The following is a 25669-nucleotide window of genomic DNA, read 5'->3' as shown; positions in this document are numbered from 1 at the left end:
TGCATTGCTGCGACCGGCTATGGCCGGCCGCAGCAATGGCACGTCACTGAGCGTCTGTCTTGATCTCGCCGGCGGCGATCTTGTCGCTGATCGCTTTCACTTCCGCGCGGATGTCCTCCGGCACCGAGACCGGGCCGTCATCGCGGAAGGTGAACGAGATAACCTTCGGATCCTTCAGGCCGAAGACGACGTTTTGCGTGGGCGGGGTGCCGTCGTGAATAGAGCGTACGACCTCCACCACGCCCTGCGCATAATCGGCGACGTAAAGGCCGAGAATGTTGTTGGGCGCAACCTCCGTGAAGTCGCTGAAGATCGAGAAAGAACGCACGTCCGGCCCGGATTCCGATATGGCCTGATAGCCGCCGACGGTCGCCCCCGACGCGTTCGGCACGACGAAATCGGCGCCTTGCGAGATCATGCTAAGCGCGGCTTCCTTAGCGGCTGTCGTATCGGTGAAGTTGCCAATGTAGGCCTCGCTGATAGGAAAGTCCGGGTTGACGCTCTTGGCGCCGTTCTTAAAGCCGGCGAAGGCCTGCTGGATCGGCGGGATCTCCATGCCGCCGACAAGGCCGGCCTTTTGGCCCATCTTCGCGGCGATGACGCCCATCAGATAGAAGGGCTGGCTCGTATCGGTATTGAGGCCGATGACATTGCCTTCATGGATACTGCTCGACGAGATCAGGAAATAAGTATCCGGATAATCGAGGGCGACTTCGAGTGCTGCGTCCTGGAACTCAAATCCGTGGCCCAGGATTACCTTGTAGCCCTGGCTCGCGTAGTCGCGAAAGGCCTTTTCGAAGGACGCCGGGTTCTGTTGCAACTCGACATAGCTGATCTTGGCGCCGAGCTGGTCTTCAACGCCTTTCAGCGCATTGTAGCCGATCCGGTTCCATCCCTCTTCCGAAACGCTACCAGGCACGAGAAGGCCCATCTTGAAGTCTTCGGCATGCGCAATGTCGGGCCGGATCATTCCGGCGAGGGCCAATCCGAAAATGGACGCAAGCAGCGAGCGACGTGAAAATGCAGTTTTCTTCATTTCATTCCTCCCATTCGATTGTCGTTTCAATCCCCCCGGAGCCGCAGATCAGTTATGCGTCCTCCTTCACGTGGCTGTTTTCGACGCGCATGAGCGCGGTCGTCGTTTCTGAGACGAGACGTCCCCTTGAGAAGACAAAGGCTTGGTCCGGCCCGCCGGCAACCAGCGTGTCGGTGTCGAAGCAATTCGTGACCACGAAGTCGGCCCGGGCGCCTGCGCGCAGCCCATAGTCCTTGCCTAGCCCCATCAGGCGGGCTGGCGCCGTGGTGATCATGCGGTGGGCCGCGGCAAGCTCATCGCCGCGCAGATGCCCTGCAAGCAGCGTCCATCGCGCAATTTCCAGCATGTCGCCTGAGCCGGTCGGCACGAACGGATCCTGGATGTTGTCCGAGGCCGTGGCAATTGTGATACCGGCGCGATGCAGTTCGGCAACCCGGGTCAGCCCCCGCGGCGGAAGCATCTCGTAATCACGTCCCTGCAGGTAGAGGTTCGCGGCAGGAAGGGTAATGACACCGACGTCGAGGGCAAGGATGCGCTCGACGATGCTTTCGAATTTACGGCGAGGCAGGGCGCTCAGGACCGAGACATGACTGAACACGGTGCGCCCCTGCATGCCGAAGCGCTCGACCCGGTCGAGGGCGGCATCAATAAGATGAACGCTGGCGTTAAGGTGTTCGTCCAGATGCAGGTCGACGGGCTTGTCCGCCTTGACTGCGGCCGAAAAGAGCATGTCGAGATAACGCGGCGGCTCCTCGGAAACGGCCGGCGTTCCGCCGACAGCATCGGCGAGCGCCACCGCGCCATCAATGTTTTCGCGCAGCCAGTCGAAGTCCTGGCCCGGGTGCGGCGTCATGAACGCCACGAGCTGGAGGGTGATGCGGTCCTTCGCGCCGTCGCGAATGCCAGCCAACGTTTTGATGCCGTGGAAGCCGGCATCCTTGTCGACGTTGATATGGCTGCGAATGGCCGTCGTGCCGCGGGACAGACACCGTTCAATCGTGCGGATCGCCCGCTTGTGAATGTCGTCGGGGCCGGCCGTGCGGGCATACTTGGCAAAAGCCTCGCGGGCGCCCTGGAGCGTTCCTGATGGGTTGGGCGTGAACCGCAGCACACCGGTCTTGTCGAGATGCTGGTGCGCATCGACGAAACCGGGCGAAACCAGCATGCCGCTTATGTCGATGCAGGTTCTGCAGGATGCCGTGTTGAGAAAGGGTTCGATGACGACGAACCGCCCGTCGGCGCCCACGATGATGTCGCTGATCGATTGCGAGCCATCGTCATGGATGATGGTGCCGCCCGTAAGCGCAAAGGACTGACCGGCAGCCAGATTTGCGAGCGACGCTATTGGATTGTCACGTGCCATTCGTCCCCACCTTTTTGTTGTGGGGCGAAGCTAAACACGCGTCGTTAATTCAAACAAATTCATTATTTAAATATTTTAATAAGCAAATCGCAATAATCGGAGGCGCTTCGATTGTGCGTTTAGCAGTCGGGTGGCACGCCCGCCTTCCCTGGCCGAGACGTGTGACGTACGATTGGTCAATGTCGGTATTGCGGTTCTTCCGCGTTGAGCTGCCGACGGATGGCGTAGAGATGCGCACGCGCCGAGCGGCGCCTGAGTTCTTCCCTAGCGGTTTGGAGGGTGTCTGCGGCAAGGCAGGGCGATTCGGTCGGCCGCAGTCCTCAGAATGGTCCGCACGGTCTTTCGGGGAGTGGGCGATGGGTGCTCCTGATCTGGTGTGGCTGGGAGCGACGGCTGACCGGGGCGCAATCGTGCGCCGGACACCGCGCGCAGAAATACCCCCAAGGTTCTGCGCCCTGCCTGCTCGCGCAGTGCACAGTCCGGCAGCGACGCCAGATAGCGCTGAGTATTTTGTCCGGTCAGCCACGGTAATTTCGCAGCGTTGGATGATGAATTGCTGCGTGCTCCAAGGGGCTTGCTCAGTGCACCGCCTTCAGAAGGAAGTCGCGGAAGCGTCGGGCGGCAGGCGAGAGCGAGCGGGCTTGTTTCTGGATGAGGCTAACCTCGCGCCGGATGAGTGGTTCGGTCGGCGTGCGCACGATCAGCCCCATCGATGTCGCCAGCCGCACGACCGCCGAGGTCATGATCGCGACGCCGAGACCGGCTTCGACCATGCCGATGATGGTCAACGGCAGGGCGACTTCCTGCATCGTCTTGTCGAGCGGCAGCACGATGCCGTTGCGCGCCAACTCGTTTTCCAGACGGTCGCGAATGGGGTTGCCGCGCTGCGGGCCGATCAGCTTGCGCTCAGCAAGGTCGGTCCAGCGAAGCTCCGGGAGTTTCACCAAAGCATCTTCACAATGCAGTACCACCAGGAATTCGTCAGTCGTCAGCCGGGTGCCGAGCAGGTCGGTGTCTTCCTCCGGCACTGTGCCGACGCCGAGGTCGGCAGTGCCGTTGGCGACATAGTCGAGCACGGCCTTTTCGGCAACGTCGTGCAGCGCGACCGTGATTTCGGGATAGAGCTTGTTGAAGGCATTGATCAGTGGGGGCAGCAGCAGCGCGGCCTGCACGGTGCCGGCAGCAATCGAGACCTTGCCGCGTCGAAGCGCGTTCAACTCACGCGAGCTTTCCACCATGCCCTCGATGTCCGCCACGGCGCGAGACGCGACCGGCAGGATGTCGACGCCGGCCTGGGTGAGGCGCAGGAGACGGGTATGCCGGTCGAAGAGGCGGAGATTGAGGTTGGTTTCCAGTTGCCGCACCAACGTGCTCACCGCCGACTGCGATGAGCCGAGCTTGTCGGCGGCCAGCGTGAACTGCCCGAGGTTGGCCACCGTCACAAAGGCCCGCAGCTGCTTCAGCGTGATGTCCATGCCGCCTCATTCATTCAGTTACTAGATGAATAAATATAATTATGCCGATTGTTTGCTGATTTGGCCAGCCGCATGATCCTCCTCGTACGGCGTGCGGTGACATAATCACGAGGCCACGAAGCCCCACCGCGCCGGAAGCTGTTCGCTGGGAGGAAAGCGAATGTCCAATTCTGCAACGACGGATCCCGTCGAAAAGTTGTATCCGATCCCGAGCCTTTTTGCTCTGGGCCTACAACACGTTCTCGTCATGTACGCCGGCGCAGTTGCCGTGCCGCTCATCATCGGCAGCGCCTTGCATCTGCCGAAGGAACAGATCGCCATGCTGGTCAGCGCGGACCTGTTCTGTTGTGGTCTCGTGACCATCATCCAGGCGGTTGGCATCGGCAATGTCGGCATTCGCCTGCCGATCATGATGGGCATCGCTTTTACCGCGGTTCCCTCGATCATCGCGACAGGCACCAACCCGGAGCTCGGAATGCCCGGGGTCATTGGCGCCGTGATTGGATCCGGCATCTTCACGCTGCTGGCCGCTCCCTATTTCGGTAGATGGGTGCGGTTCTTCCCGCCGATTGTCACTGGCACGGTCATGCTGATCATCGGCTTGTCCCTGATGCGCGTCGGCGTGAACTGGGCGGCCGGCGGCCAACCGATGATCAAGGGTCCGGATGGAATGATCCCCAACCCGGCCTACGGTGCGCCCTTCGCGCTAGCCGTCGCAACGATCGTGCTCGTCGCGATCCTGCTCATGACGCGGTATCTCAAGGGTTTCCTGTCCAATCTGGCCGTGCTGCTCGGCATCGGCGTTGGTTTCGCCATCGCGATAGCCGCCGGCAAGGTCAGCTTCAGCGGTGTGGGGGATGCCGAATGGCTGCGGATCATTCAGCCGCTTGCATTCGGATGGCCAATTTTCGAGTTCTGGTCGATCTTCTCGCTGTGTGCCGTCATGACGGTGATGATGGTCGAATCGACCGGGCAGATCCTTGCGGTCGGCGACATGACGGGTCGCAAGATTTCCCAGGCGGATCTGGCGCGTGGCCTGAGGACAGATGGTGTCGGTAACATCATTGGCGGCATCCTCAACACCTTCACCTATACGACCTATGCGCAAAACGTCGGGCTGTTGCAGATCACTGGCGTCATGAGCCGCTGGGTGGTGGCGACGGGCGGCGTCATCCTGATCCTGCTCGGCTCGCTGCCGAAGGTCGCCTTCATCAGCGCATCCATCCCGAGTTATGTCGTGGGCGGTGCGGCCATCGTGATGTTCGGCATGGTCTCGGCTACCGGCGTCAAGATCCTGAGCAAAGTGGATTTCACAAACAACCGACGCAATCTCTACATTGTGGCGGTCAGCGTCGGCCTCGCCATGGTGCCCGTGGTTGCGGACAAGATCTTCGAACAGCTGCCGCAATCGTTGGAAAAATTCCTGCACAGCGGCGTTCTCGTCGGCACCTTTGCCGCGGCACTTCTCAACATCCTCTTCAACGGCGTTCCCGCAAAGGAGCCGGAGGAATCCGAGCTTAAACACGCTGAGCCCGCGCCCGACGCGGCCTGAAGCACAACCGACACATGTCCAGCGGCGTCGCGTCGCCGGCGACCCGCCAGAACCCCGAACAAAGGGAAATCTCATGAGACGCTTTGAATACCATCGCGCCGAAACGCTGGAGCATGCCTCTCGTCTACTCAACGAGCTTGGCGACGACAGCTTCTTGTTCGCCGGCGGTACGGACCTTCTGGTTGAGATCAGGGAGCGGCTGCGGCGTGTGCGCAACGTCGTTGACATCAAGCATATCCCTGGTCTTTCCGACATCACCTATGACGAGACGCGGGGCCTTACCTTCGGCGCGCTGGTGACGGTAGGCCGCCTCGAACGTCTGCCGTTGGTGGGCGCGCGCTATCCAAACCTTAGGGCCGCGCTCGCTTCGCTGGGTTCCATTCAGGTGCGCAACCGCGCCACCGTGGTCGGCAATATCTGTCGCGCCTCGCCGTCGGCCGATACGATTCCGCCGCTGATTGCCGACGGCGCTTTCGTACACATCTACAGCCGCACGAACATGCGTGTGATCCCGCTTTCGGAATTTTTCACGGGCCCAGGCAAGAGCGTGCTCGCCAGGGGCGAAATCGTCACCGGCATTACCGTGCCGCCTGCTACCGAAAACAACGGCAAGGCCTATCTGAAACATGGCCGACGGAAGGCGATGGAACTCTCTACGGTCGGCGTTGCCGTCAGCCTGACCATGGAGGATGGCGTATGCAACGACATCCGCATCGCGCTTGGCGCAGTGGGCGCGACAGTACTGCGCGCGCAACAGGCGGAACGCATGCTGCGCGGCACGGCGCTCGACGCTGCAACAGTCAAAGACGCCTCGGCGAAGGCGATGGAAGAGTGCACGCCAATCAGCAATGTGCGCGCCAGCGCAGATTATCGCCGCGACATGATCGGTGTGCTCACCGGCCGTGCGATCAAACAGGCATTGGAGGCCTTCGCATGAAACGGATCGTCGAACTCACCATCAACGGCGAGCCGCGCGAGATGGCGGTCGATACCTGCCGGTCGCTGTTGGACGCGCTTCGCGACGACGTCGGTCTCACCGGCACCAAGAAGGGCTGCGACGTCGGCGACTGTGGTGCTTGCACCGTGCTCGTAGACGGCGAGCCGGTCAACGCCTGCCTGATGCTTGCCGTCGAAGCGGAGGGCTGCGCGATCGAGACGGTCGAAGGGCTGCAGCCAGGCGTCGATACGCTTCATCCCCTGCAGGATGCCTTTATGCGGCACGGGGCCTCACAATGCGGCTTCTGCACGCCAGGCATCCTGATGATGGCAAAGAAGCTGCTCGATGACAATCCGCGGCCCACCGATGAGGAAATCCGCTTCGGGCTCTCCGGCAATATCTGCCGCTGCACTGGCTACACCAAGATTTTCGACGCGATCAAATCCGCAGCGCGCGAGATGGAGGCAGCAAGATCATGAACATGACGACCCCTATCGAAAAACGTGACTTCAAGATCGTCGGCAAGAGTGTTCGCCGCGATGACGTGCTCGAAAAGGTGACGGGTGAGGCGCAGTATACCGGCGACATCAAGCTGCCAGGCATGCTGCACGGCAAGATCAAGCGTGCAGCGATCGCCCATGCCCGCATTAAGGCAATCGACGTCAGCAAGGCGCTCGCCTATCCCGGCGTCAAGGCGGTGCTGACCCATGAGAATGTGCCGCGCGTCCTGCACTATGGCTCGCCGCATCCGCGCTCGGCGTCCTGCACCAAGGACCAGTACATCCTCGACGATAAGGTACGCTTTTGGGGCGAGGGCATTGCCGCGGTCGCCGCGATTAGCGAGGAGATCGCCGACGAGGCCCTCGACCTGATCGAGGTGGAATATGAAGCCCTGCCGGCCGTCTTCGAACCGGAGGACGCCGCGCAGCCAGGCGCGCCGCTGATCCACGACGTCGGCCCCGGTGGCAACCTGGTGCTCGATCCGGTGCGCGTCAACCGCGGCGATGTTGAAGCCGGTTTTGCCGAGGCGGATTTCGTTCTCGAGGGCACGTTTGCCGGCGGGCGGCCACACCCGGCCTACATGGAGCCGAATGTCTGCATCGCCGACTGGGACGGCTCCAACAAGCTGACCTTCTGGACCTCGACCCAGACCTCCTTCATGGTTCGCGGCATCCTCGCCGAAGTGCTCGGCCTGCCACTCACCAAGGTGCGGGTGCTCGTAGATCACATGGGCGGCGGTTTCGGAGCCAAGCAAGACCTTTTCCAGCACGAGTTTCTCTGTGCGCTTCTGGCGAAGGAAACCCGCCGGCCCGTCAAGATGGAGTTCACGCGCCACGAGACATTCGTGGCTGGTCGCTCCCGCCATCCCTGCAGGATCTGGCTGAAACAGGGTTTCAAGAATGACGGCACACTCGTCGCCCGCGACATGAAGCTGGTCTATGATTCCGGGGCATACGGTTCGCACGGTCCCGGCGTGACGATCGTCGGCACCACTGCCGCCACCTCGCTCTATCGCTGCGAGAATGTGCGGCTGGAAGGCCGCTGCGTCTACACCAACACCCCGATCAACGGGGCCTTTCGCGGCTATGGCGTTGTGCAAAGCTACTATGCGCTCGACATCCAGATGGACGAAGCGGCCGAACGGCTCGGCATGGATCCGGCGGAGTTGAAGCTAAAGAACGTCGTGCGTGCGGGCGACATCGCACCCTCCGGCCATCCGATTATCGGTCATGGGCTTGAAATCTGCCTCAAGCACGGCATCGACGTACTGGACTGGAAGACGCTGAGGGGCCGTGACCGAACGCCGGATCCCAAGCGCCCGCACATCCGCAAAGGATGGGGCATCGGCTGCGAAATGCACGGCTCGTCAGCCTATCCGGGCATCAAGGAACAGGGCAACGCCACCGTGAAGATCAACGAGGACGGCACGGTGACACTGCTAACCGGTGCGGCCGGCCTCGGCACTGGCGCACACACAGCCCTAGCCCAGATCGTTGCGGAAGAACTCGGCGTTCGCTTCGAGGATGTCGGCGTCATCCATGGCGATACTGACGTGGTTCCGTGGGATATCGGCGCCTTCGCCAGCCACACGACGTACCTGGTCGGCACGGCCGCCAAGATGGCCGCGGGCAAGGTCCGCGCCGCCGTGCTCGAACGGGCGGCGATGAAGCTCCAGGTCTCACCCGCCGAGGTGGATCTTTCCGAAGGCAAGGTCTTCGTCATCGCCGAGCCCGACCGCGCCATGACGGTGTCGGAAGCCATGGGGCCCTCGCGCGGCATTCCAGCCGCCAACATCGTCGCAAACGGCACCTACGAGCCGACGAAGTCCTATTCCTTCGCCGCGCACTTCACCGAGGTCGACGTCGATATCGAAACGGGCATCGTCGAGGTCAAGCGCGTCGTGCCGGTGCACGATGTCGGCCGGGTCATCCACCCGATCGCCGCACAAGGGCAGATCGAAGGCGGCATTCAGCAGGGCATCGGCCATACGCTGACCGAGGATTACGTGATCGACAAGAAGACCGGTCGATCACTTAACGCCGGCCTCGTCGACTACAAGATGCCGCTGTCCATGGACATGCCCGACATCGAGACGATCATCCTTGAGGCTGCGCCCGATCCGGGCGGCCCCTGGGGCGCCAAGGGGGTGGGCGAGGACCCGATCATCGCGATCGGGCCATCCATCGCCAACGCCATTCACGACGCGATCGGCATTCGCTTCCACCACTATCCGATTACTCCGGAAGACGTTCTCAAAGCATTGAGGGAGAAGGGCGCATGAACATGCATATCGAGCCAGCGAGCCAGCAGAAACTCCCGATCACGATCCTTACCGGGTTCCTGGGGTCGGGAAAGACGACGCTGCTCAACTACATTCTTACCGAGCGTCATGGCCATCGCATCGCGGTGATCGAGAACGAATACGGTGAGGTCGACGTCGATAGCGATCTGGTACTCGCTTCCGACGAGGAAATCTTCCAGATGCAGAACGGCTGCATCTGCTGCTTCGTCGACGTGCGCAACGACCTGATCGACGTGATGAAGAAGCTCCTGAGCCACAAGGACAAGTTCGACCACATCATCGTCGAAACGTCGGGCCTTGCCGACCCCACCCCGGTCGCCACCGCCTTCTTCGTAGACCGCAGCGTGGCCGACGAGGTGGAGCTGGACGCCGTCGTGACGCTGGTAGACGCGATGCATATCGACCAGCACCTGTACGATCCGGTTCTCGACGGCAGCGACAACCAGGCGGTCAACCAGATCGTCGCGGCGGACCGAATCCTCGTGAACAAGATAGACCTTGCCGAGGAGGAAGCCCTCGGCTCGCTGGAAACCTCGCTGCGCAGGCTTAACCAGACGGCGCCCATCCTGCGCTCCAGCTACGGCAAGGTGGATCTCTCCAATATCCTCGGCGTCAAAGGCTTCCGGCCCTCCTATGTGCGCGAGCGGGCGGAAATCCTCGACATCGACATGGACGACGATCATCATCATCACGATTGCAAGGAGCCTTGTTGCGAGCATCTGCATGACGATCATGGGCACCATCATCATGGCCACGACCATGGACATCCGCATGAAACCGCCCTGCGGCCGCACCAGCATGACGCGACGGTGAATTCCCACTCCTTCGTTTTTCCCGAAGCCTTCGATGGCGAGAAGCTCGCATCTTTCCTGAAGGACTATCTCGGCGAGCACGGCGGCGACATTTTTCGCACCAAGGGCATCGTTTCCGTTGCCGGCGACGACCGCTTCTTTGTGCTCCAGGCCGTGCACAAACTTGTCGATTTCCGGCCGGACCACGCCTGGGGTGAAGACAAGCGGAAGTCGAAGTTCGTGTTTATCGGCCGCAATCTCGATCGTGTCAGCATCGACAGAAACTTGCGTGCATGCCTGGTGCCCTAGCAGCGAGTCTCCCGCCGGAGGGTGCCTGCGTAAGCCTTTCTGTCTGAGCCGCCCGCGCACCTCCAGCGCGGGCGGTTGCTGCTGCTTCCCGTAAAAAAGCATTTAAAAATAATGACTTAACTAGATTTTTGTGTTGACAGAAATCACGCGGAGTGGTTCCCTTGAAGGCGAGTAGAAGCACCGACAATTGCTCACCGTCTGTTGGAAGATGAGGCTGCGATGTCGATGTTGACTACAAGAGGAATGCCCGGTTGCCCCGCCTTGGGAGCTTATGTGCCGGCCCGTTCCCTCCGTCTTCGGCATTTCCTGAGTTCGCGGATCCACGCCTGGCTTCGGCCGGCATGGCGTTCATCGCGCGGCCCCGCATCGACCGGACCCTCTACGACAGGAGAAACCTATGATTATTGACCTGAGCTGCTATCCCACCGATCTGGTGGACCTGGCTTGGCGACACGACGGACCGCCGTTCACCGGCGACAAACTGCTCAAGATGATGGATGGCCCGTACTTTGTGAACGGCAAGCCGCGCCGGATCGACAAGGCTTTTATCCAGCCGCCCCAAGGCAACACCATCTACACCCACGAGGTCATGGACCTAGAGGGCAAGGCCGCCATCCGCCAGTACATGGCCTACACGGAAAAGATGGTGACCGAGCATCCCGACCGGTTCCTTGGCTGCTTCGTCTACAACCCGCGCTACGGCACAACGAACGGCGCCGAAGAAATCGAACGCTATGCTAAGGAGTTCGATTTCAAGATGGTGCAGCTGCAGGCGAACATGCACGCCTACCGGCCCGACCGCGCGCTCGACTGGCTGCGCCCGGCACTGAAAAAGTGCGCGGATCTCGGCCTGATGGTGAAGGTGCATACGGGTGACGGTCCGTACTCGATCCCGACGGAGTTCTATCCGATCATTCGCGAGTTTCCGGAAGTCAACTTCATCCTGGCGCATTTCGGGGTTCAGACCGGCGGCGTGTACGTGTTCGAGCCTATGCAGATGGCGCTCGACACCCCAAGTGTCTACGTGGAATCCGGCTGGTGCCTTCAGTCGCGCATCGTCGAATTCGCCAAGGTGCTCCCCAAGCACAAGATCCTCTTTGGCTCCGACACACCGCCGAATGAGCCGGGCATGTGGATCAACCTTCTGGAAGTCCTTTGCCACGAGCCGCCGCAGGGCCTCAACCTCGATGAGGATACGCTCGAAGATTATCTGGGCAACAACGTCGCCCGGATGATCGGCCTGGAAGCCACGAAGCCACCGGCCACTGTCGAGGAAGCCGAGGCGTATCTGCGCCAGCACGGCGTAGCACTTGCCGCGTAAAATTGAACGGAGTGAACAATGATCATCGATACCCACCTTCACCCGACCAACCTCGTTGACGAGGCGTGGCGCCATACCGGCGAGCCCTTCACGGGCGAGCGCATGCTCAAGCTGATGGACGGTCCCTACATGATCAACGGCAAGCCGCGCCGGATCGACATGGGCTTTATCCAGCCGCCGCCGGGCAATACCGGTTACCGCGACGGCAACCGCAAGGGCCGCGAGGGCATTCGCGACTACATGGCCTATTGCGCGGAGCTTTGCCAGAAATACCCGGACCGCTTTATCGGCAACTTCAACTACAACCCGCGCTGGGGACCCGAAAACGGCGCGGCCGAGCTGGAATTCCACGTCAAGGAATACGGCTTCAAGATGTTGAAGCTGCACGCCAACATGCACGGCTACCGTCCCGACCGGGCGCTCGACTGGCTGCGTCCGGCAATGAAGAAATGCGCAGAACTCGGCGTGGTGGTTCTCATCCACACGGGAGACGGCCCGTACACCATCCCGACGATGTTCTATCCGATCATTCGCGAGTTTCCGATGGTCAACTTCATCATCGGTCACTTCGGCATCCAGACGGGCGGCAACTACTCGTTCGAATCCTTCTGGATGGCGATGGACACCCCGAACGTCTACTGCGAATCCGGCTGGTGCTTCCAGTCGCGCATCGTGGAATTCGCCCAGCAGCTGCCGAAGAACAAGATCGTTTTCGGCACGGACAGCCCGCCGAATGATCCGGGCATGTGGCTGCGTGAACTCGAAGTGCTCTGCAAGGACCCGCCGCACGGCATCAACCTGTCCGAAGACGATCTCGAAGGTTACCTCGGCAACAACATCGCCAAGCTCGTCGGCATCGATCCGTCGCCGCCGCCCCGTGACCTAAGGGACGCTCAGGCGCGCCTGAAGGATTCCTACGCCGGCGTCGACCGCGCCACGGGGAAGCACAAGGAATTTGCCTGAACAAGTCGTCGGCGCCCTTCCGGGGGCGCCTTCACCCAACCGCCGCGCCGAGGCCAAGATATGACCGAGTACCACAAGCAAGACGTTCGTCGCTTCCTGGCCGACTATCGGGAAGAACACCCCGAGGACGTGATCACCATCGACCAGCCGGTCCTGGACGACCAGGATGCGACGGCGCTGATCTGGAACCTGGCCGATAGGGGGCAGCACCCCATGCTGCACCTCAAGAACGTAAGCGGCATCGGCAGCGAGGTCCTTTGCAACATTTTTGCCTCGCGCGACCGCATCGGGCGGCTTCTTGGGTCGACCGCCGACAGGCTACACGAGGCCTACCAGGCGCGCGCCAATCGGCCGTTCACGCCAGAGGTCCTGGAAGAGGGAGCGATCACGCAGGAGATCATCTCCGGCGATGCCGTCGACCTCAATACGCTGCCGATGCTCAAGCACTTCGAGACGGACCGCGCGAAATACATCACCAGCGGCGTCATCATCGGCGAGCATCCCGAGACCGGTGCCGGCAATCTCAGCTATCACCGCGCGATGATCCATTCGAAGAATGCGCTTGCGACTTCGCTGCATTCACGCGGGCATCTCTGGCGCTTGATGAATATGGCGAAAGAGAGGGGCGAACCCATGCCGGTTGCCATGGTGATTGGCGGTCATCCGCTCTTCATGATCGCCGCCTCCGCCCGCCTTGCCTTCGGTGAAGACGAACGCGATGTCGCCGGCGGCCTGCTCGGCGAACCGCTTCAAGTCGTGCGCACGCCGAAACACGGGATCCGCGTTCCCGCCCATGCCGAGATCGTGCTCGAAGGCGTGCTGGATCCCGAGGCGCATGTGGAGGAGGGGCCGTTCGGCGAGTTCACCGGCTATTCCTCCGACCGCTCGACCAACAATCTCTTCACCGTCGAAACGATCATGCGCCGGCGCGATGCCATGCTCGTCAGTGTAGCGGGCGGTAATTCCGCCGAGCACCTAAACCTTGGCCGTGTGCCGCGCGAGGCGGAGGTGGTCGAGAAGCTGAAGGCTCGCTTCCCCTCAATCACCGCGGTACACTACCCCTCGTCGGGCACGCATTTCCACGCCTACATCGCCATGAACCAGACGCGCGAGGGGGAGGCGCGGCAGGTCATGCTCGGCCTTCTCGGCTGGGACCAGTACCTGAAGACCGTCGTCGTCGTGGATGCGGATGTGGACATCACCCGCGACAGCGAAGTGCTTTGGGCGCTCGCCACCCATTTCCAGCCGCACAAGGACGTCGTCATCATCGAGGGCCTGCCGGGCAACGCGCTCGATCCCTCGGCCAGCGGTATCGGTACGACCTCACGCATGGGTCTGGATGCCACGCGCGGTCCGAATTTCCACGGCGTGCGCGCCCGCATCAGCGACGAGGCCTGCGCGCGCGCCGCAGCACTCCTGAGAAGCGCGAGTTAGGGTGATGACGCATCCACGACGCATGATCGTCGGCATTTCGGGCGCCTCTGGCGTGGTCTACGGCAAGCGTATCCTCGAACTGCTGCGCGATCTCGAGATCGAGACGCACCTGATCATGTCGCGCGCCGCATGCATTACGCTTGCGGCCGAGGCGATCTTTACCAGGCAGGACCTCGAAGCCCTGGCGACGACCACCCATTCCAACAAGGATATCGGCGCGGTCTGTTCCTCCGGCTCCTACAGGACCCTCGGCATGATCGTTGCGCCCTGTTCGGTGAAGACGCTTGCCGAGATCGCCACGGGCACGACGGACAACCTCATTTCTCGCGCAGCCGACGTGGTGCTGAAGGAGCGGCGTCGCCTTGTGCTGATGCTGCGAGAGACGCCGCTTCATCTCGGCCATATCCGCAATATGGCACAGGTGACCGAAATGGGCGGTATCATCTATCCACCCGTGCCGGCGTTCTACGCGAAACCCCAGAGTATCGAAGACATGGTCGACCACACCGTCGGTCGGGTGCTCGATCTCTTCGACCTCGACCCGGGCATCGTGCGCCGCTGGCCGGGAACACAGGGAGTGGAATGACATGACTGCCTGCATAGCCGCCGATCCGGAGACGCTTGCACCAGAACCCCGCGTCGCCTTCCTCTCGGACGATGCGATTGATATCCTTGCCTACGCCGTTCAATCGCTCGAAGAGGGGCGCGGCGCCGCCCTCGTCACGCTCGTCGAAATCCGAGGCGGGGCCGCGCGCCGTCTCGGCGCGCAAATGGTCGTGCGCGATGACGGTCTTTATTGTGGCTTCGTTTCGGGTGGCTGCACGGAAGCTGCCGTCGCCGCTGACGCGATGATTGCCCTTAAGAAGGGCATGGATCGCCAGCTTCGTCTTGGTGAAGGATCGCCCTTTATTGATATTGTTCTGCCCTGTGGCGGCGGCATTACGCTTGCGATTCATGTATTGGCGGACGTCGCAGTCTTACGCAAGGCACTGGCCGCTCTTGATCGCCGCATGCCGGTGTGTCTGCGTTATCGTCCGGGTAAGCGCGCCCTCTGCCTGCGGATGGGCGAAGGAGCAAGCGGCTGGGAAGGAGAGTGGTTCGTACGGGCCTATCGGGCGAAGCCACGGATCGTCGTTGCCGGCACGCCGTTGGAGGTCGGAGCGGTTGCAAGCGTTGCCATCGCGGCCGGCTACGAGACAGTGGCGCTCGAGCGTGGACAGGTACCGTCGCCAGGCGAACTCGACGCTGACACGGCCGTCGCTCTTCTATTTCACGATGTTGACCGTGAGTTAGCGGTGCTCACCACGGCGCTCGCGTCAGACGCTTTCTACGTCGGCGCCCTCGGGAGCCGCCGCACGCATGCCAAGCGTTGCGAGGCCCTACTTGCGTGCGGGCAAGTGGAGAGTGTGCTTGCCCGCATCAAGGCGCCGATAGGTATATTTGACAAAGCAAGGGATGCACGTGCACTCGCCATCTCTATTGTAGCAGATATCGCGCATGCGCGGACGCGGCTAGAAGCGGCCTTCAATCCAAATTCTCACCGCTGAGTCCACCGGCGCGACACAACTCATCTCGGCCACACTCGCTGACACGAGCGTCGTCTTCCCGTGGCGCTCGCACCCGAGCATGGTGGGTGGTCCGGCCTATTTCCTCGACATCGATCGGTTCGCTGGTGCTGGGGTCGAATAATGTATCGAGAGGAACTCTCAGCTCTGGCGGCTAAACCCAGGGGCAAGATGGCTAAAGCGCTTCCTTACCGCTCGCTCCTGGCCTTGCCGCCCGGGCTGACATTCGCGGGCGTCCGGACGCCGCGCCCACTACCAGCCATGCCTGCCCCCCAAGTAGCGGCAGCAAGCTGCACCCGAGCGCCAGGGCCCATCCGGCGAGCCCAACCGGCACAATTTGAAGCGCTTCAGCCGAGACCGGCACTGTAACCGCTGCCAAGATCAGCCCGAGACACAGCGCGAGCGCATACCAGACGAGGCGATTTTTCATTACAGCGTTCCTCCATAGTCCACTGCCGCGGCTGCGCATGTTGAAAACTTGCCACAGCTGTGCAAGCGCAATGGTGAGAAAGGAGATCGTCGTCACCTGCTGCGCTCCAAGCTCGAGCCAGCCGTTAGCGACTACGAGCGCGATCAGCGTGCTTGCCGCGATGGTCAAGCCGAAGCTCACCACTGCGCGCCACTGTTCGGCTGAAAGCATCGGTTCCTTCGGCGGTCGGGGCCGACGGGCCAGCACATCTCCCTCCCCCTCACCAGTTGCGAGTGCGAAGGCAGGGAAGACATCTGTCACGAGATTGAGGAAGAGAATCTGCAACGGCGTCAGTGGCAGCGGAAGGCCGGCAAAGACGGCAAGGCCTACCACCAGCACCTCGGCGAGATTGCAGCAGAGTAGATAGGTCGAGAATCGACGGATGTTGTCGAAGATGATCCGCCCCTCGCGCACTGCGTGCACAATGGTGGAGAATTCATCATCGAGCAGCACCATGTCGGCCGCCTCGCGCGCCACGTCGGTGCCGCGCCGGCCCATGGCAATGCCGATATTGGCCTTAGTCAGCGCCGGCGCATCGTTGACACCGTCGCCGATCATGGCAACCACCTCCCCCTCGCGCTGGAAAAGGGCGATCAGGTTGAGCTTCTGCTCTGGAGTCATGCGGGCAAAGACATCACGACGAGCGATCTTCTTACACTCGGTTTCCGCCGCTTCCCCGAGGCGCGACAGTTCTGCCCCGGTCGTCACCGTAGCATCTGGGTCCGTCATGCCCACGGCCCGGGCGATGCTGAGAGCCGTGCTCGGATGATCGCCGGTTGCCATCACGACGCGGATGCCGGCGCCGCGCATTGCCGCGACAGCATCGGCGATATCGTGCCTTGGGGGATCGCGGAATGCGACGAGGCCAAGAAAGGTGAGGCTATGGGCAACCGGTTCCTGCGGCTCCGCTGTCGGGTGGATGGCGACCGCGAGCACACGCAAGCCATCCGCCGCCAGGCGTTCGGCACGGACGAGCCATGCTGCTCGTGCGGTGTCGTCCAGCGAGGTCGCCTCAACGCCGATCCGATCGGCCGACGCCAACACTTCTTCCGGTGCACCTTTGACGGCGGCGAAGTGGCCTTCGCCGTGGCGGTGCACAGTGGCCATCCGCTTGGTCGCCGTATCGAAAGGATGCTTGGCTACTTCCGGATAGGTGTCGATCTGCTCGCGGCGGCGGAGTCCCGCAAAGCCGCCAGCACGCAAGAGCGCCACTTCCATCGGGTCACCTGTGCCGAAATCCGCATGGTGGTCATATTCGGCGTTTGAGCAGAGTACACCGACGAGCAGCGCCCGCATCAGCGCTGGATCAGTGGCGGGGTCGACCAGGTGGCCGCCTTTCAGGATCACAGCGCGCAAATGGTCGATGGAGAACTCGCCGGACGGGGTGATAACGCGCTCCACCTCCATACGGTTCTCGGTGATGGTGCCGGTCTTGTCGGTGAGGATTAGTGTTGTGGAGCCGAGCGTCTCCACCGCCGCCAGGTTCTCCACAAGCGCATTGCGACCGGCCATGCGCATCATGCCGCGGGCGAGCGCCAGCGTGGCGACGATCGGGAGACCTTCCGGGATTGCCGCTACGGCGAGCGCGATCGAAGTCTCCGCCATCAGGAAGATCGGCCTCCCGGAATAGATGCCGGCAGCTGCGACGACGGCGGCGAGCGCTAGCGTGAGCCAGATGAGCTGACGGGAAAGGAGTGCGAGTTGCCGCTCCAGTGGTGAATCGCCGCTCTCGGCCTCCTCAACGAGTTCAGCGATACGCCCGATCTCGGTGGCAATTCCCGTGCCGGTGACGATAGCCTCGCCGCTACCCCGCACGACGTGCGTGCCTTTGAACAGCATGGCGCTGCGTTCGGTAAGCGCGGCGAATTCGGAATTGGCCTCGACACCTTTGTCGACCGGGAGGGATTCGCCAGTCAGTGCAGACTCGTCCACGCTCAATGCGGCACTGCTTGCGCACCGCATGTCGGCCGGCACGACGTCGCCCGCGTCGATGACCACGACGTCACCGGGCACGAGCTGGTCGGCAGAAATCTGGCGAGGCTGGCCGTCCCTCCGCACCCGTGCGTTGCGCGCCGCCATTTGCCGCAGCGCCTCCATTGAGCGCACAGCTTGCCGCTCCGTGTAATAGCCTATGGCTGCATTGATCACGAGCACGGCGGCGATCGCCGCCGCCTGTTTCCATTCTGCATAAATGAGCGAGAGGACCAATGCCGCCATCAGTAACGCCACAATGGAGCTGGCGAACTGCCGCAGGATCAGGTCTATCTCGGTGACTGGCCTGCGCGCGGCTAGTTTGTTGGGCCCGAAACGGTCAAGCCGCCGTGCAACCTCTTTCTGGGTTAGTCCAACTGCCAGGTCCACACCAAAATGATCCGCAACGGCCGCTACCGAAAGGGCGTGCGAACGGTGCGGCAAAGTCTCCGCCCTGGTCATTTCGGGTTCCACACTCAACTCCACTTTTTGAACAAGGACCTCGCGACCGACTGAAATCCGTAGCGCTAGAGTAACTTGTCTTGGAAGCCAGCGACCTTGATGCCCGTCAATGAAATGCTACGCGCTAACTGATGGCCTTGAAATGGAACGGCGGGCTTTGTGCCCGATCCATCCATATTTGGGAACGGCGGGTGCGGATCTCATCATGGCCTGGCTGCAACTGCAGTCCTCTCGCAAGGCCGGATATTTTTATGCAACTGGAATCGTCATTGCGATGTCGCGAACCCTGCACGGACGGGGCGCACGACACATTTTTTGCAAGAAGCGCACGAAGTGCGACTGCATCCAGCATCTGTTCGGCCAGCAGCTTCTTCAGCCTCGCGTTCTCCTCTTCTAGCGCCTTCTGACGCTTCGCCTCGGAGACCTCCATGCCGCCCGTATTTGGCTTTCCAACTATAAAACGTCGCTTTTGAAATTCCGCGCTTGCGGCGAAGGTTGACCACCTTCGCACTGGCCTCCTGCTTCTTCAACAACGCAATAATCTACGCTTCCGTAAATCCCTGCTTCTTCATTCGTCCGTCCCTAATCAAGCCGGACTATTCCAATCTGGAGGAAATTAACCGTGGCAGGTCAACCCCGTGTGCCGGCGGAGCAAAACAACGCGCCGGAAGATGAGGCGGCGCGCTGTAGTTCGGAAAAATCAGTGGTCCCGAGAGAACAGGGCGCCTATCGTTTCGTTTTCAACTCTCGAGCAAAAGCCTCAGTTACCAATTTGATCAACTGCTCATGAATTTCGAGGCGGGACTGTCCGCCACCGTCAGAGCAGATGGGATCGCCAAGTTGTTTGGTCTCAGCGATTTCGGCCGCGTTGGGCTTGCACTCGCCAAACATGCTGTAATGGCTCGCATCCTCGATGGTGGAATACTTGCCCTCCGGAATGGCTTTTGCAATTTCCGAAGCGAGCGCGGTCCGGGGGATCTTTCCTGGCCGTCCAAGGTTTACAATATCGACCGGAATAGAAGCCTCCGAAAATGTGCTGACCTGAAACACATCCACCGGCGCAGGATCAATCGCCATAACAAACTGGATTCTTTTGTCTTTGTTGTTTCGACCAGCCAGCTTCATATCCATGGCGTGAAGATCGACGCCACTTTGTCTAACCCATCCGCAAAGCGAGGGATTGAGGACATCGGTGTCACAATAGCTTGCCAGACGGATTGGGTCGATACGGGCGCCGGCGAGCGTCAGGACAGTGCTGCCGCCCATCGAAAGCCCAAGTGCGCCGACCCGCTCGGGTTCAAGGTGGTTTTCGAAAAGCGGCTGTTTTTCCACCATATCCAAGGTCGCGCCAATATCGGCAGGCCTCAGCCAAAGCTTCATCGTTTCTGCTGCTGATCTGTTTGTTCCCGTGTTGCCAGGATGAGTAGGGGCGGCCACGATGAACCCCTGCTTCGCCAATGACGTTGCAATCCAGCTCATGGCTTGCGGAGTTCCTCCGAGGCCAGCGCCATGGGATAACAGGATCAGCGGATATTTTCCGCGCGTGATCGGGGCTTCGAGCATGGCGTCCGTCCCCACAAAAAATGCGCTCTCGCCAAGTGTGACGACTTTGCCGCCCGCCTCCGCCGGATACCAGATCGTCACAGCCAGATCGCTGCCACGTTCTTTGGAGGGAGCCGCGATCTGCTGCACGCCGACAAATTCGCTGGCAGCGGCAGAGTGGTGCACCATCATTGGCGAGAGGCAGCAAAACATAGTGGCAATCTTTAACATCAGTTTCATTGAAGTTCCCTATGGCCGTGAAGTCAGGCCGGAACTTGCCGAAACACAAAGAGCGGCGCGTCCTTGAACGCGATCCTGGACGTTCGAGATCGCGATTCAGGTCGTTTCGGCGCGATTGCGACGCAAGATTGAGAAGGATCCTGCGCATCGTCGCTGATCAAGTCCGTGACGGAGCTTTGTTTTCGGCGTCCCCCCGGAGCGGCTATAGTCACAGGGCAACCGGTATCACAACACCGTTCCTGGGATTAGGACCTTTGTCTGTCCCCACGCTCGGATCGATGCTTTCCCCAATAATGTATCTGCAGCTGTCGGCGCGCGCCATCGCCATCAAGGAACCCATCAGAGCGCTGGAAACCCCGGCAGTGTCTGACACGGTCGCGACCACGAAGACGGGCACGTCGAGGGTATGCCCTAACCCGCGTCGTTTCCCGGATAGGCGATACTGACGCCTTGGATGTAGCCAAGGGAGTTTTCGACGGTGATCACGTCACGTGGTGAGGAGGACATGAAGCGACGATTGAGTTGGCGGATGCAAAAGCTTCGCCACTGCTCCGGATCGACCGGAGAGTCGACGGCTTCGATCAGACGATACGCACGATCGACCTGGTTACGCTTGATACGTCCAACGAGATACGCCATCGCCATTTCCAACTCCGTGGCTTAGCAGCCATCGGCCGCGGCACATCGTCAAACAAACGTGCCGCGGTGCTAAGGTATGGCCTCCGCATGTTCGATGCGGAGCGGTCGCGCTCAGAACCACCGACACACATGCGATCCTCATGTGCCGATAGAGCATTGGCCAAACCACTCGAACGATCATTTACCCCGATCAACGCCGGCAAAATGATGCCGAGCACCCTCGGTTGTTGACTGGGATCAACGCTGTCCGCTTCCGTCTATGATCTAGTCGAGGCTCACTGGCCGTCAGGGTTGCCATAGGGGGCGACCGCATCTGAAGGGTGGGAAGGGCGCTATGTCGATCAATCTCCATGGCCGGAACGTGCTTTCGGTGGATGCGCTCTCCTCAAACGATTTGCGTTTCCTTTTGCAGTTGGCGAGCGACCTGAAAGTCGCGAAACGCAGCGGGAACGAAAGTAAGCAGCTCCACGACAAAAGCCTGGCATTCATCTACGAGCGCGAATTTCCATTCCTTCGCGCGGCATTTGAGGTGGCCGCACACGACCAAGGAGCGCACGTCACCTGTCTTGGCCCGAGCCAATATGCGGGCGGCACCGTCTCCGAGACCAGGATAGTAGCTGGAATGCTGGGACGTATATTTGATGCGATCGAATGCTGCGGGCTTGCGCACAGCGTCGTTGCTTGTGTCGCCGAACAGGCGGGCATACCTGTCTATAATGCTCTGTCGCAGGAATGCGATCCCTGTCAGGTCGTCGCTGATTTTCAAACGATGCGCGAATTCACACACAAGCATCTTTCCGACGTAACGTTGTCGGTCGTCGGAAACGGCCGCGCAAGCGGCGCTCGATCGTTGGCTACTGGCGCCGCCAAGATTGGCATGGATTTCCGTCTGGTGTCGCCGAAGGAATTGTGGCCGGATCAGCCATTTGTCGATCGCGTGAAAGCCGAGGCTTGGAAGAACGGGGGCAGGTTCACCGTGATGGAGGACATCGCAGCTGGCGTACTCGATGCGGACTTCGTTTATGCCAGCCGCTGGTTTTCCCATGACGAGGACGCGGCACGCATCGATCAGGATATAAAGCTCCTGACACCCTTCGGTGTCAGGATGGCAACGCTTGAGGCTTCCGGCAATCCACATACTAAGTTCATGCATTTCGTGCCTGATTTTGTTCATGAGGGAAATCAGAAACCTCGGCCAGAGCTCAACGTTTCCGGCTCGCCAGAAGCATCCCAAAATGTCCTGGAAGCAAGGTCATCGGTTATCTTTGGTCAAGCTGAAAACCGCATGCACGCGACGAAGGCGATCCTGGTGGCCACGTTGGCGCTGTAGCCCAGGGTCGCGCAACAGCCAATGGCAAAAAGAAGCAATCTACCTAAACGCAAACGGTCTCAGCTTTTGGAGGCGTGCGACATGCCCAGGGAACCAACCCTTCATTTTCACGGTGCCGCCGGCGCGGTTACCGGATCTTGCCAGCTCATCGAGACGCCTCAAGCAAGAATTCTCGTCGACTGTGGCCTGTTTCAGGGTTCGAAGACCGAAAAGGAGTTGAACTATCGTCGCTTCCCCTTCGAGCCCGAAACCATCGACGCCGTCATTTTGACGCATGCGCATATAGATCATTCCGGCCTGCTGCCCAAGCTCTCGAGCATGGGTTACGACGGCCCAATCTTCGCAACGCCCGCGACGATCGATCTTTGCTCCGTGATGCTTCCGGATGCGGCTCATATTCAAGAGAGTGAGGTCGAACATCTGAACCGTCGCAACCAACGCAGGGGCAAACGGACCGTCACTCCCATCTATACCGCTGGCGACGCTGCCAGGGCGATAACCTTGTTTCGGCAGGTGGAGTTGGGCGTGTGGCAACGAGCCGCAGAGGGTATCCGTTTTCGGCTTTGGGATGCCGGTCACCTGTTGGGATCGGCATCTGTCGAGATGGAGATCGAAACGGGTTCGTCTCCACTACGCCTGCTGTTTTCCGGCGATATTGGCCCCCGCCATAAGTTGCTGCAGTTTGAGGCCGAGGCTCCCAGCAATTTGGACTATGTGATTTGCGAAAGCACCTACGGCGCCGTTGATCGGACTGAAATCTCGGATGAGGGGCGCCGCCAACAACTACGCGATGAGGTGCGCGCCGCGACGCATCCAGAAGGAGCGCTCATCATCCCGTCGTTTGCGGTAGAAAGGACGCAAGAGCTTCTGACGGACCTGATGGTTCTGATGCACGCTGGGGCGGTCGAAACCTGTCCGATCCTCATCGACTCACCGTTGGCGACACGCGCGAGCGAGGTCTTTTCAAGGCATGCCGTAGAGCTGGAGAACGGCGATCTGTTGTCAAAGGCGATGCGGGCGAAAAATGTTCGCTTCACCGAGACAGTCGAACAGTCGAAGGCGATCGACTTCATCAAGGGGTTCCACATTGTGATCGCTGCGAGCGGGATGTGCGAAGCGGGGCGGATACGTCATCGGTTGAAGAACTGGCTTTGGCGCGAAGAGGGTACTGTCCTTCTGGTTGGATACCAGGCAGCGGGAACTCTTGGTCGTATTTTAGAGGATGGAGCGTCCGTCGTCCGCATCCAGGGAGAGGAAATCAGTGTACGTGCCCGTATCCGTACGCTGGACATCTGCAGCGGACATGCCGATGGTCGGGAGTTGGCCGAATGGGTGCGGGCGCGCCTGCCGATAAAGCGAAACGTCTTTCTGGTCCACGGCGAGGAAGTCGGGCTTTTCGGCCTCCGGCAGCGCCTGGCAACTTTCTTGCCGGAGGAGCAAATCGTCCAGCCATACCTGGATTCAGGTTTCGTATTGGGGCAGCAGGGAGCGCTCGAGATCAAACCGGCGCTGTTGCCGCCCAGGATCGATCCTACAAAGGCTGGCCGCAGAGATTGGCACAACGACTTCCAATCCCTCGTGCTCGACCTGCGGGATCAGCTTGATCGCGCGGCCGGCGACAAGGCGCGAAGAACCGTGTTGCGTCAGATGAGGCGGGCCCTTGAGGCGCCAGATGACGATGCGGGGGTATAAATGTTATGTGCACGTGTGTTGTGCAGGGGGGATGGTCCAGTCAATAGGGAGCCGGCTCATTCGAGCGAGCGCGTGCACAACAACTAAGCGTCGGCGCAGATAGAAGACCGATCAAGCGACACCAAAGCTCGAATAGGCATTTCGCGATACTTTAGCTGACCGGATGCGGTTGGTTTCGGAGGGTGGTGAATGGCAGCCTTCGTTCTGAACGCAAAGGCGGCGAAGCGAGGAATTCGTGCTCACCGCTTCGCGACCCAGCGTCGGAGGATGAGCGAGGCCTTCTCTCAATGCTTGACACCACATCCGACGCTCTTCCCAGTATCGAGCCCGCGACAGAACCGTCAATGTCAATGAAAGAAGCGCCCTTCTTGAAATTGCCGCATTCGATAGTCAAATCGATAGCATGTGCATGGAAACGTTCGTAAAAATTTCGAGGCTCTGCGATCAAGCGCGCTCCCTGACCCGGAGCTGGCAGCCTTGAACCTGTAACGCCGCCACAGATCTCGCCGCTCCGGGAGCCCACTATTGAACAGTGCGGTTCATTTCGCGTCGCATATGCGACGCATCGATGGAGTGTGCCAATGCTTGTCTTGAGATCCGGGACGATCTGCGTCACCTATGACCGCCGCCTGCCGTGCGCGACCAGCCGTTCGCCATTGTGCAAAACGCCAATCCACATCGCCGCCGCTTCTCTTCGTTCCGGATTGTTGCGCGGTCATTCAGGACAACGAGTGGTTGGCAAAGGAACGCGGCTATGAATGCAGCGGCGAAAATTGACGGTCACGTCTCCGAAGTCAACGTCACGGACGAATTGCAGCAGGTCGGTGTTCTTCCCTGGCGCATTCGGCGCGACGGCGAGCCGAAGGTATTGCTGATCACGTCGCGCAGGCGTGGCCGCTGGATCGTGCCCAAGGGATGGCCGATGAAGGGCCGCGCTCTCCATCTTGCAGCATCGCGGGAGGCATTCGAGGAGGCCGGCATCTTTGGTGAGATTTGTCCGACCCCGATAACCGAGTATCGGTACATGAAGGCGCTGGACAGTGGCTTGGAAGCGCGCTGCCGAGTTACCGTGTTCGGCATGAAAGTGCGCGGAACGTTGAGCCACTGGCGCGAAAAGGGGCAAAGGCAGCGGCGTTGGTTTTCCCTCGGCGAGGGGGCGGACAGACTTGATGATGCGGAACTCGCCGAATTTGTGAGGGAACTCGAAGCCACGCCGGATCGTCTCAAGCAGTTCGTCGATTTCTCGGAGTGGGATCGCCTATCCAGCGAACCGCAAGATCGCGCGGAGTAAGGAAGCGTCGATGGTTTCGACTGTTTTCGTCGCCCGCTCTCGTCAGCGGCTCCTTATCCTTCCTTTCCGCATTGTCAGTGCCGAACGCTGACCGCCTGGCGCCACTGACTGCGATGGCAAGCGTGGCGCCAGGATTTCGTCCCCACCCCGAATTTGAAACTTGCGGGTCACGCCAGATGCGTTCTTGCGTCGGGCCCGCTGCCTATTGTCGGAAAAGAGCCAGCAATGAGCTTCAAGTATAGCCACACCTTTCCCATCATTGGTCCGAACAAACTGCCGCGCTTCAAGGAGTGGGCGGCTCTGAACCTGCCGGGCGTCGCCGTCTCTCTCCCACCCCAGGTGCCCGTCAAGAGCACAGCTTTGACGGTGCGGCTGAAATCCATCGAGGATCGTGATGCCTTGATGGCGAAACTGGAAGGCGCAAGCTTCTAAGCACCTGAGACTGCGGCGAGCGACCGGCCTCATTTATCGTCCCATAAACATT

At 60.6% G+C, this 25669-nt stretch carries 20 protein-coding genes and 1 pseudogene; 14 read left to right on the top strand and 7 right to left on the bottom strand.

The window, feature by feature from the left end; genetic code table 11:
• Positions 1 to 43: 43 nt before the first annotated feature.
• The 3 genes from HT585_RS13965 to HT585_RS13955 form a co-directional block, all read right to left on the bottom strand.
• Positions 44 to 1036, bottom strand: a complete 993-nt coding sequence (locus HT585_RS13965; protein WP_176353511.1) for a BMP family protein — start codon at positions 1034 to 1036, stop codon at positions 44 to 46.
• A 52-nt stretch (positions 1037 to 1088) separates the two neighbouring features.
• Positions 1089 to 2399, bottom strand: a complete 1311-nt coding sequence (locus HT585_RS13960; protein WP_281410679.1) for an amidohydrolase family protein — start codon at positions 2397 to 2399, stop codon at positions 1089 to 1091.
• A 578-nt stretch (positions 2400 to 2977) separates the two neighbouring features.
• Positions 2978 to 3874, bottom strand: coding sequence for a LysR substrate-binding domain-containing protein (locus HT585_RS13955; protein WP_176353510.1), 897 nt, complete (start codon positions 3872 to 3874; stop codon positions 2978 to 2980).
• Between the two features lie 160 nt (positions 3875 to 4034).
• On the opposite strand from HT585_RS13955, the gene HT585_RS13950 reads away from it, so the two are divergent.
• From HT585_RS13950 to HT585_RS13905, 10 genes are all read left to right on the top strand, one after another.
• A complete protein-coding gene (locus tag HT585_RS13950) occupies positions 4035 to 5426 on the top strand; it encodes a nucleobase:cation symporter-2 family protein (protein ID WP_176353509.1) in 1392 nt (463 codons plus the stop codon).
• Between the two features lie 73 nt (positions 5427 to 5499).
• On the top strand, positions 5500 to 6363 hold the full coding sequence (locus tag HT585_RS13945) for an FAD binding domain-containing protein (protein ID WP_176353508.1): 864 nt from the start codon (positions 5500 to 5502) through the stop codon (positions 6361 to 6363).
• On the top strand, positions 6360 to 6842 hold the full coding sequence (locus HT585_RS13940; RefSeq protein ID WP_176353507.1) for a (2Fe-2S)-binding protein: 483 nt from the start codon (positions 6360 to 6362) through the stop codon (positions 6840 to 6842). Before HT585_RS13945 ends, HT585_RS13940 begins: the two co-directional genes overlap by 4 nt.
• Positions 6839 to 9145, top strand: a complete 2307-nt coding sequence (locus tag HT585_RS13935) for a xanthine dehydrogenase family protein molybdopterin-binding subunit (protein WP_176353506.1) — start codon at positions 6839 to 6841, stop codon at positions 9143 to 9145. Before HT585_RS13940 ends, HT585_RS13935 begins: the two co-directional genes overlap by 4 nt.
• A 2-nt stretch (positions 9146 to 9147) precedes the next feature.
• Positions 9148 to 10266, top strand: coding sequence for a CobW family GTP-binding protein (locus tag HT585_RS13930; RefSeq protein WP_425513758.1), 1119 nt, complete (start codon positions 9148 to 9150; stop codon positions 10264 to 10266).
• Positions 10267 to 10663: 397 nt separating this feature from the next.
• Positions 10664 to 11587 carry an amidohydrolase family protein gene (locus tag HT585_RS13925; protein WP_176353504.1) on the top strand — a complete coding sequence of 308 codons (924 nt, stop codon included), beginning with the start codon at positions 10664 to 10666 and terminating at the stop codon, positions 11585 to 11587.
• A gap of 18 nt (positions 11588 to 11605) precedes the next feature.
• Positions 11606 to 12550: an amidohydrolase family protein gene (locus HT585_RS13920; RefSeq protein WP_176353503.1), complete on the top strand. Its 945-nt coding sequence runs from the start codon at positions 11606 to 11608 to the stop codon at positions 12548 to 12550.
• 60 nt (positions 12551 to 12610) lie between these two features.
• Positions 12611 to 13984: a UbiD family decarboxylase gene (locus HT585_RS13915; RefSeq protein WP_176353502.1), complete on the top strand. Its 1374-nt coding sequence runs from the start codon at positions 12611 to 12613 to the stop codon at positions 13982 to 13984.
• Between the two features lie 4 nt (positions 13985 to 13988).
• Positions 13989 to 14570: a UbiX family flavin prenyltransferase gene (locus HT585_RS13910; protein ID WP_176353501.1), complete on the top strand. Its 582-nt coding sequence runs from the start codon at positions 13989 to 13991 to the stop codon at positions 14568 to 14570.
• A gap of 1 nt (position 14571) precedes the next feature.
• Positions 14572 to 15531, top strand: a complete 960-nt coding sequence (locus tag HT585_RS13905; RefSeq protein WP_176353500.1) for an XdhC family protein — start codon at positions 14572 to 14574, stop codon at positions 15529 to 15531.
• A 193-nt stretch (positions 15532 to 15724) separates the two neighbouring features.
• On the opposite strand, the gene HT585_RS13900 is transcribed toward HT585_RS13905, so the two are convergent.
• The 4 genes and pseudogenes from HT585_RS13900 to HT585_RS13885 form a co-directional block, all read right to left on the bottom strand.
• Complete coding sequence (locus HT585_RS13900) at positions 15725 to 18451, bottom strand: cation-translocating P-type ATPase (RefSeq protein ID WP_176353499.1); 2727 nt, start codon at positions 18449 to 18451, stop codon at positions 15725 to 15727.
• A 307-nt stretch (positions 18452 to 18758) separates the two neighbouring features.
• Positions 18759 to 18993: pseudogene (locus HT585_RS13895) on the bottom strand (transposase); the annotation flags it as partial.
• Positions 18994 to 19177: 184 nt separating this feature from the next.
• On the bottom strand, positions 19178 to 20224 hold the full coding sequence (locus HT585_RS13890; protein ID WP_425513757.1) for an alpha/beta hydrolase family protein: 1047 nt from the start codon (positions 20222 to 20224) through the stop codon (positions 19178 to 19180).
• Positions 20225 to 20644: 420 nt separating this feature from the next.
• Positions 20645 to 20872 (bottom strand): hypothetical protein, encoded by a 228-nt coding sequence (locus tag HT585_RS13885; protein ID WP_176353497.1) that lies wholly within the window; start codon positions 20870 to 20872, stop codon positions 20645 to 20647.
• A 334-nt stretch (positions 20873 to 21206) separates the two neighbouring features.
• Here HT585_RS13885 and HT585_RS13880 point away from each other — a divergent pair, with 334 nt between their 5' ends.
• The 4 genes from HT585_RS13880 (at position 21207) to HT585_RS13865 (ending at position 25617) form a co-directional block, all read left to right on the top strand.
• On the top strand, positions 21207 to 22202 hold the full coding sequence (locus HT585_RS13880; protein ID WP_176353496.1) for a Rossmann-fold NAD(P)-binding domain-containing protein: 996 nt from the start codon (positions 21207 to 21209) through the stop codon (positions 22200 to 22202).
• A gap of 81 nt (positions 22203 to 22283) precedes the next feature.
• Positions 22284 to 23894 (top strand): MBL fold metallo-hydrolase, encoded by a 1611-nt coding sequence (locus tag HT585_RS13875; protein WP_176353495.1) that lies wholly within the window; start codon positions 22284 to 22286, stop codon positions 23892 to 23894.
• Positions 23895 to 24648: 754 nt separating this feature from the next.
• Positions 24649 to 25185, top strand: a complete 537-nt coding sequence (locus HT585_RS13870) for an NUDIX hydrolase (RefSeq protein WP_176353494.1) — start codon at positions 24649 to 24651, stop codon at positions 25183 to 25185.
• A gap of 225 nt (positions 25186 to 25410) precedes the next feature.
• The gene (locus tag HT585_RS13865) at positions 25411 to 25617 is read left to right on the top strand and encodes a hypothetical protein (RefSeq protein WP_176353493.1); all 207 of its coding nucleotides are present in this window, start codon (positions 25411 to 25413) and stop codon (positions 25615 to 25617) included.
• Positions 25618 to 25669: the final 52 nt, after the last annotated feature.

This window comes from Ensifer oleiphilus (assembly GCF_013371465.1).
Lineage (GTDB): Bacteria > Pseudomonadota > Alphaproteobacteria > Rhizobiales > Rhizobiaceae > Ensifer > Ensifer oleiphilus.
This window is presented reverse-complemented; position numbering and strand designations above follow the sequence as displayed.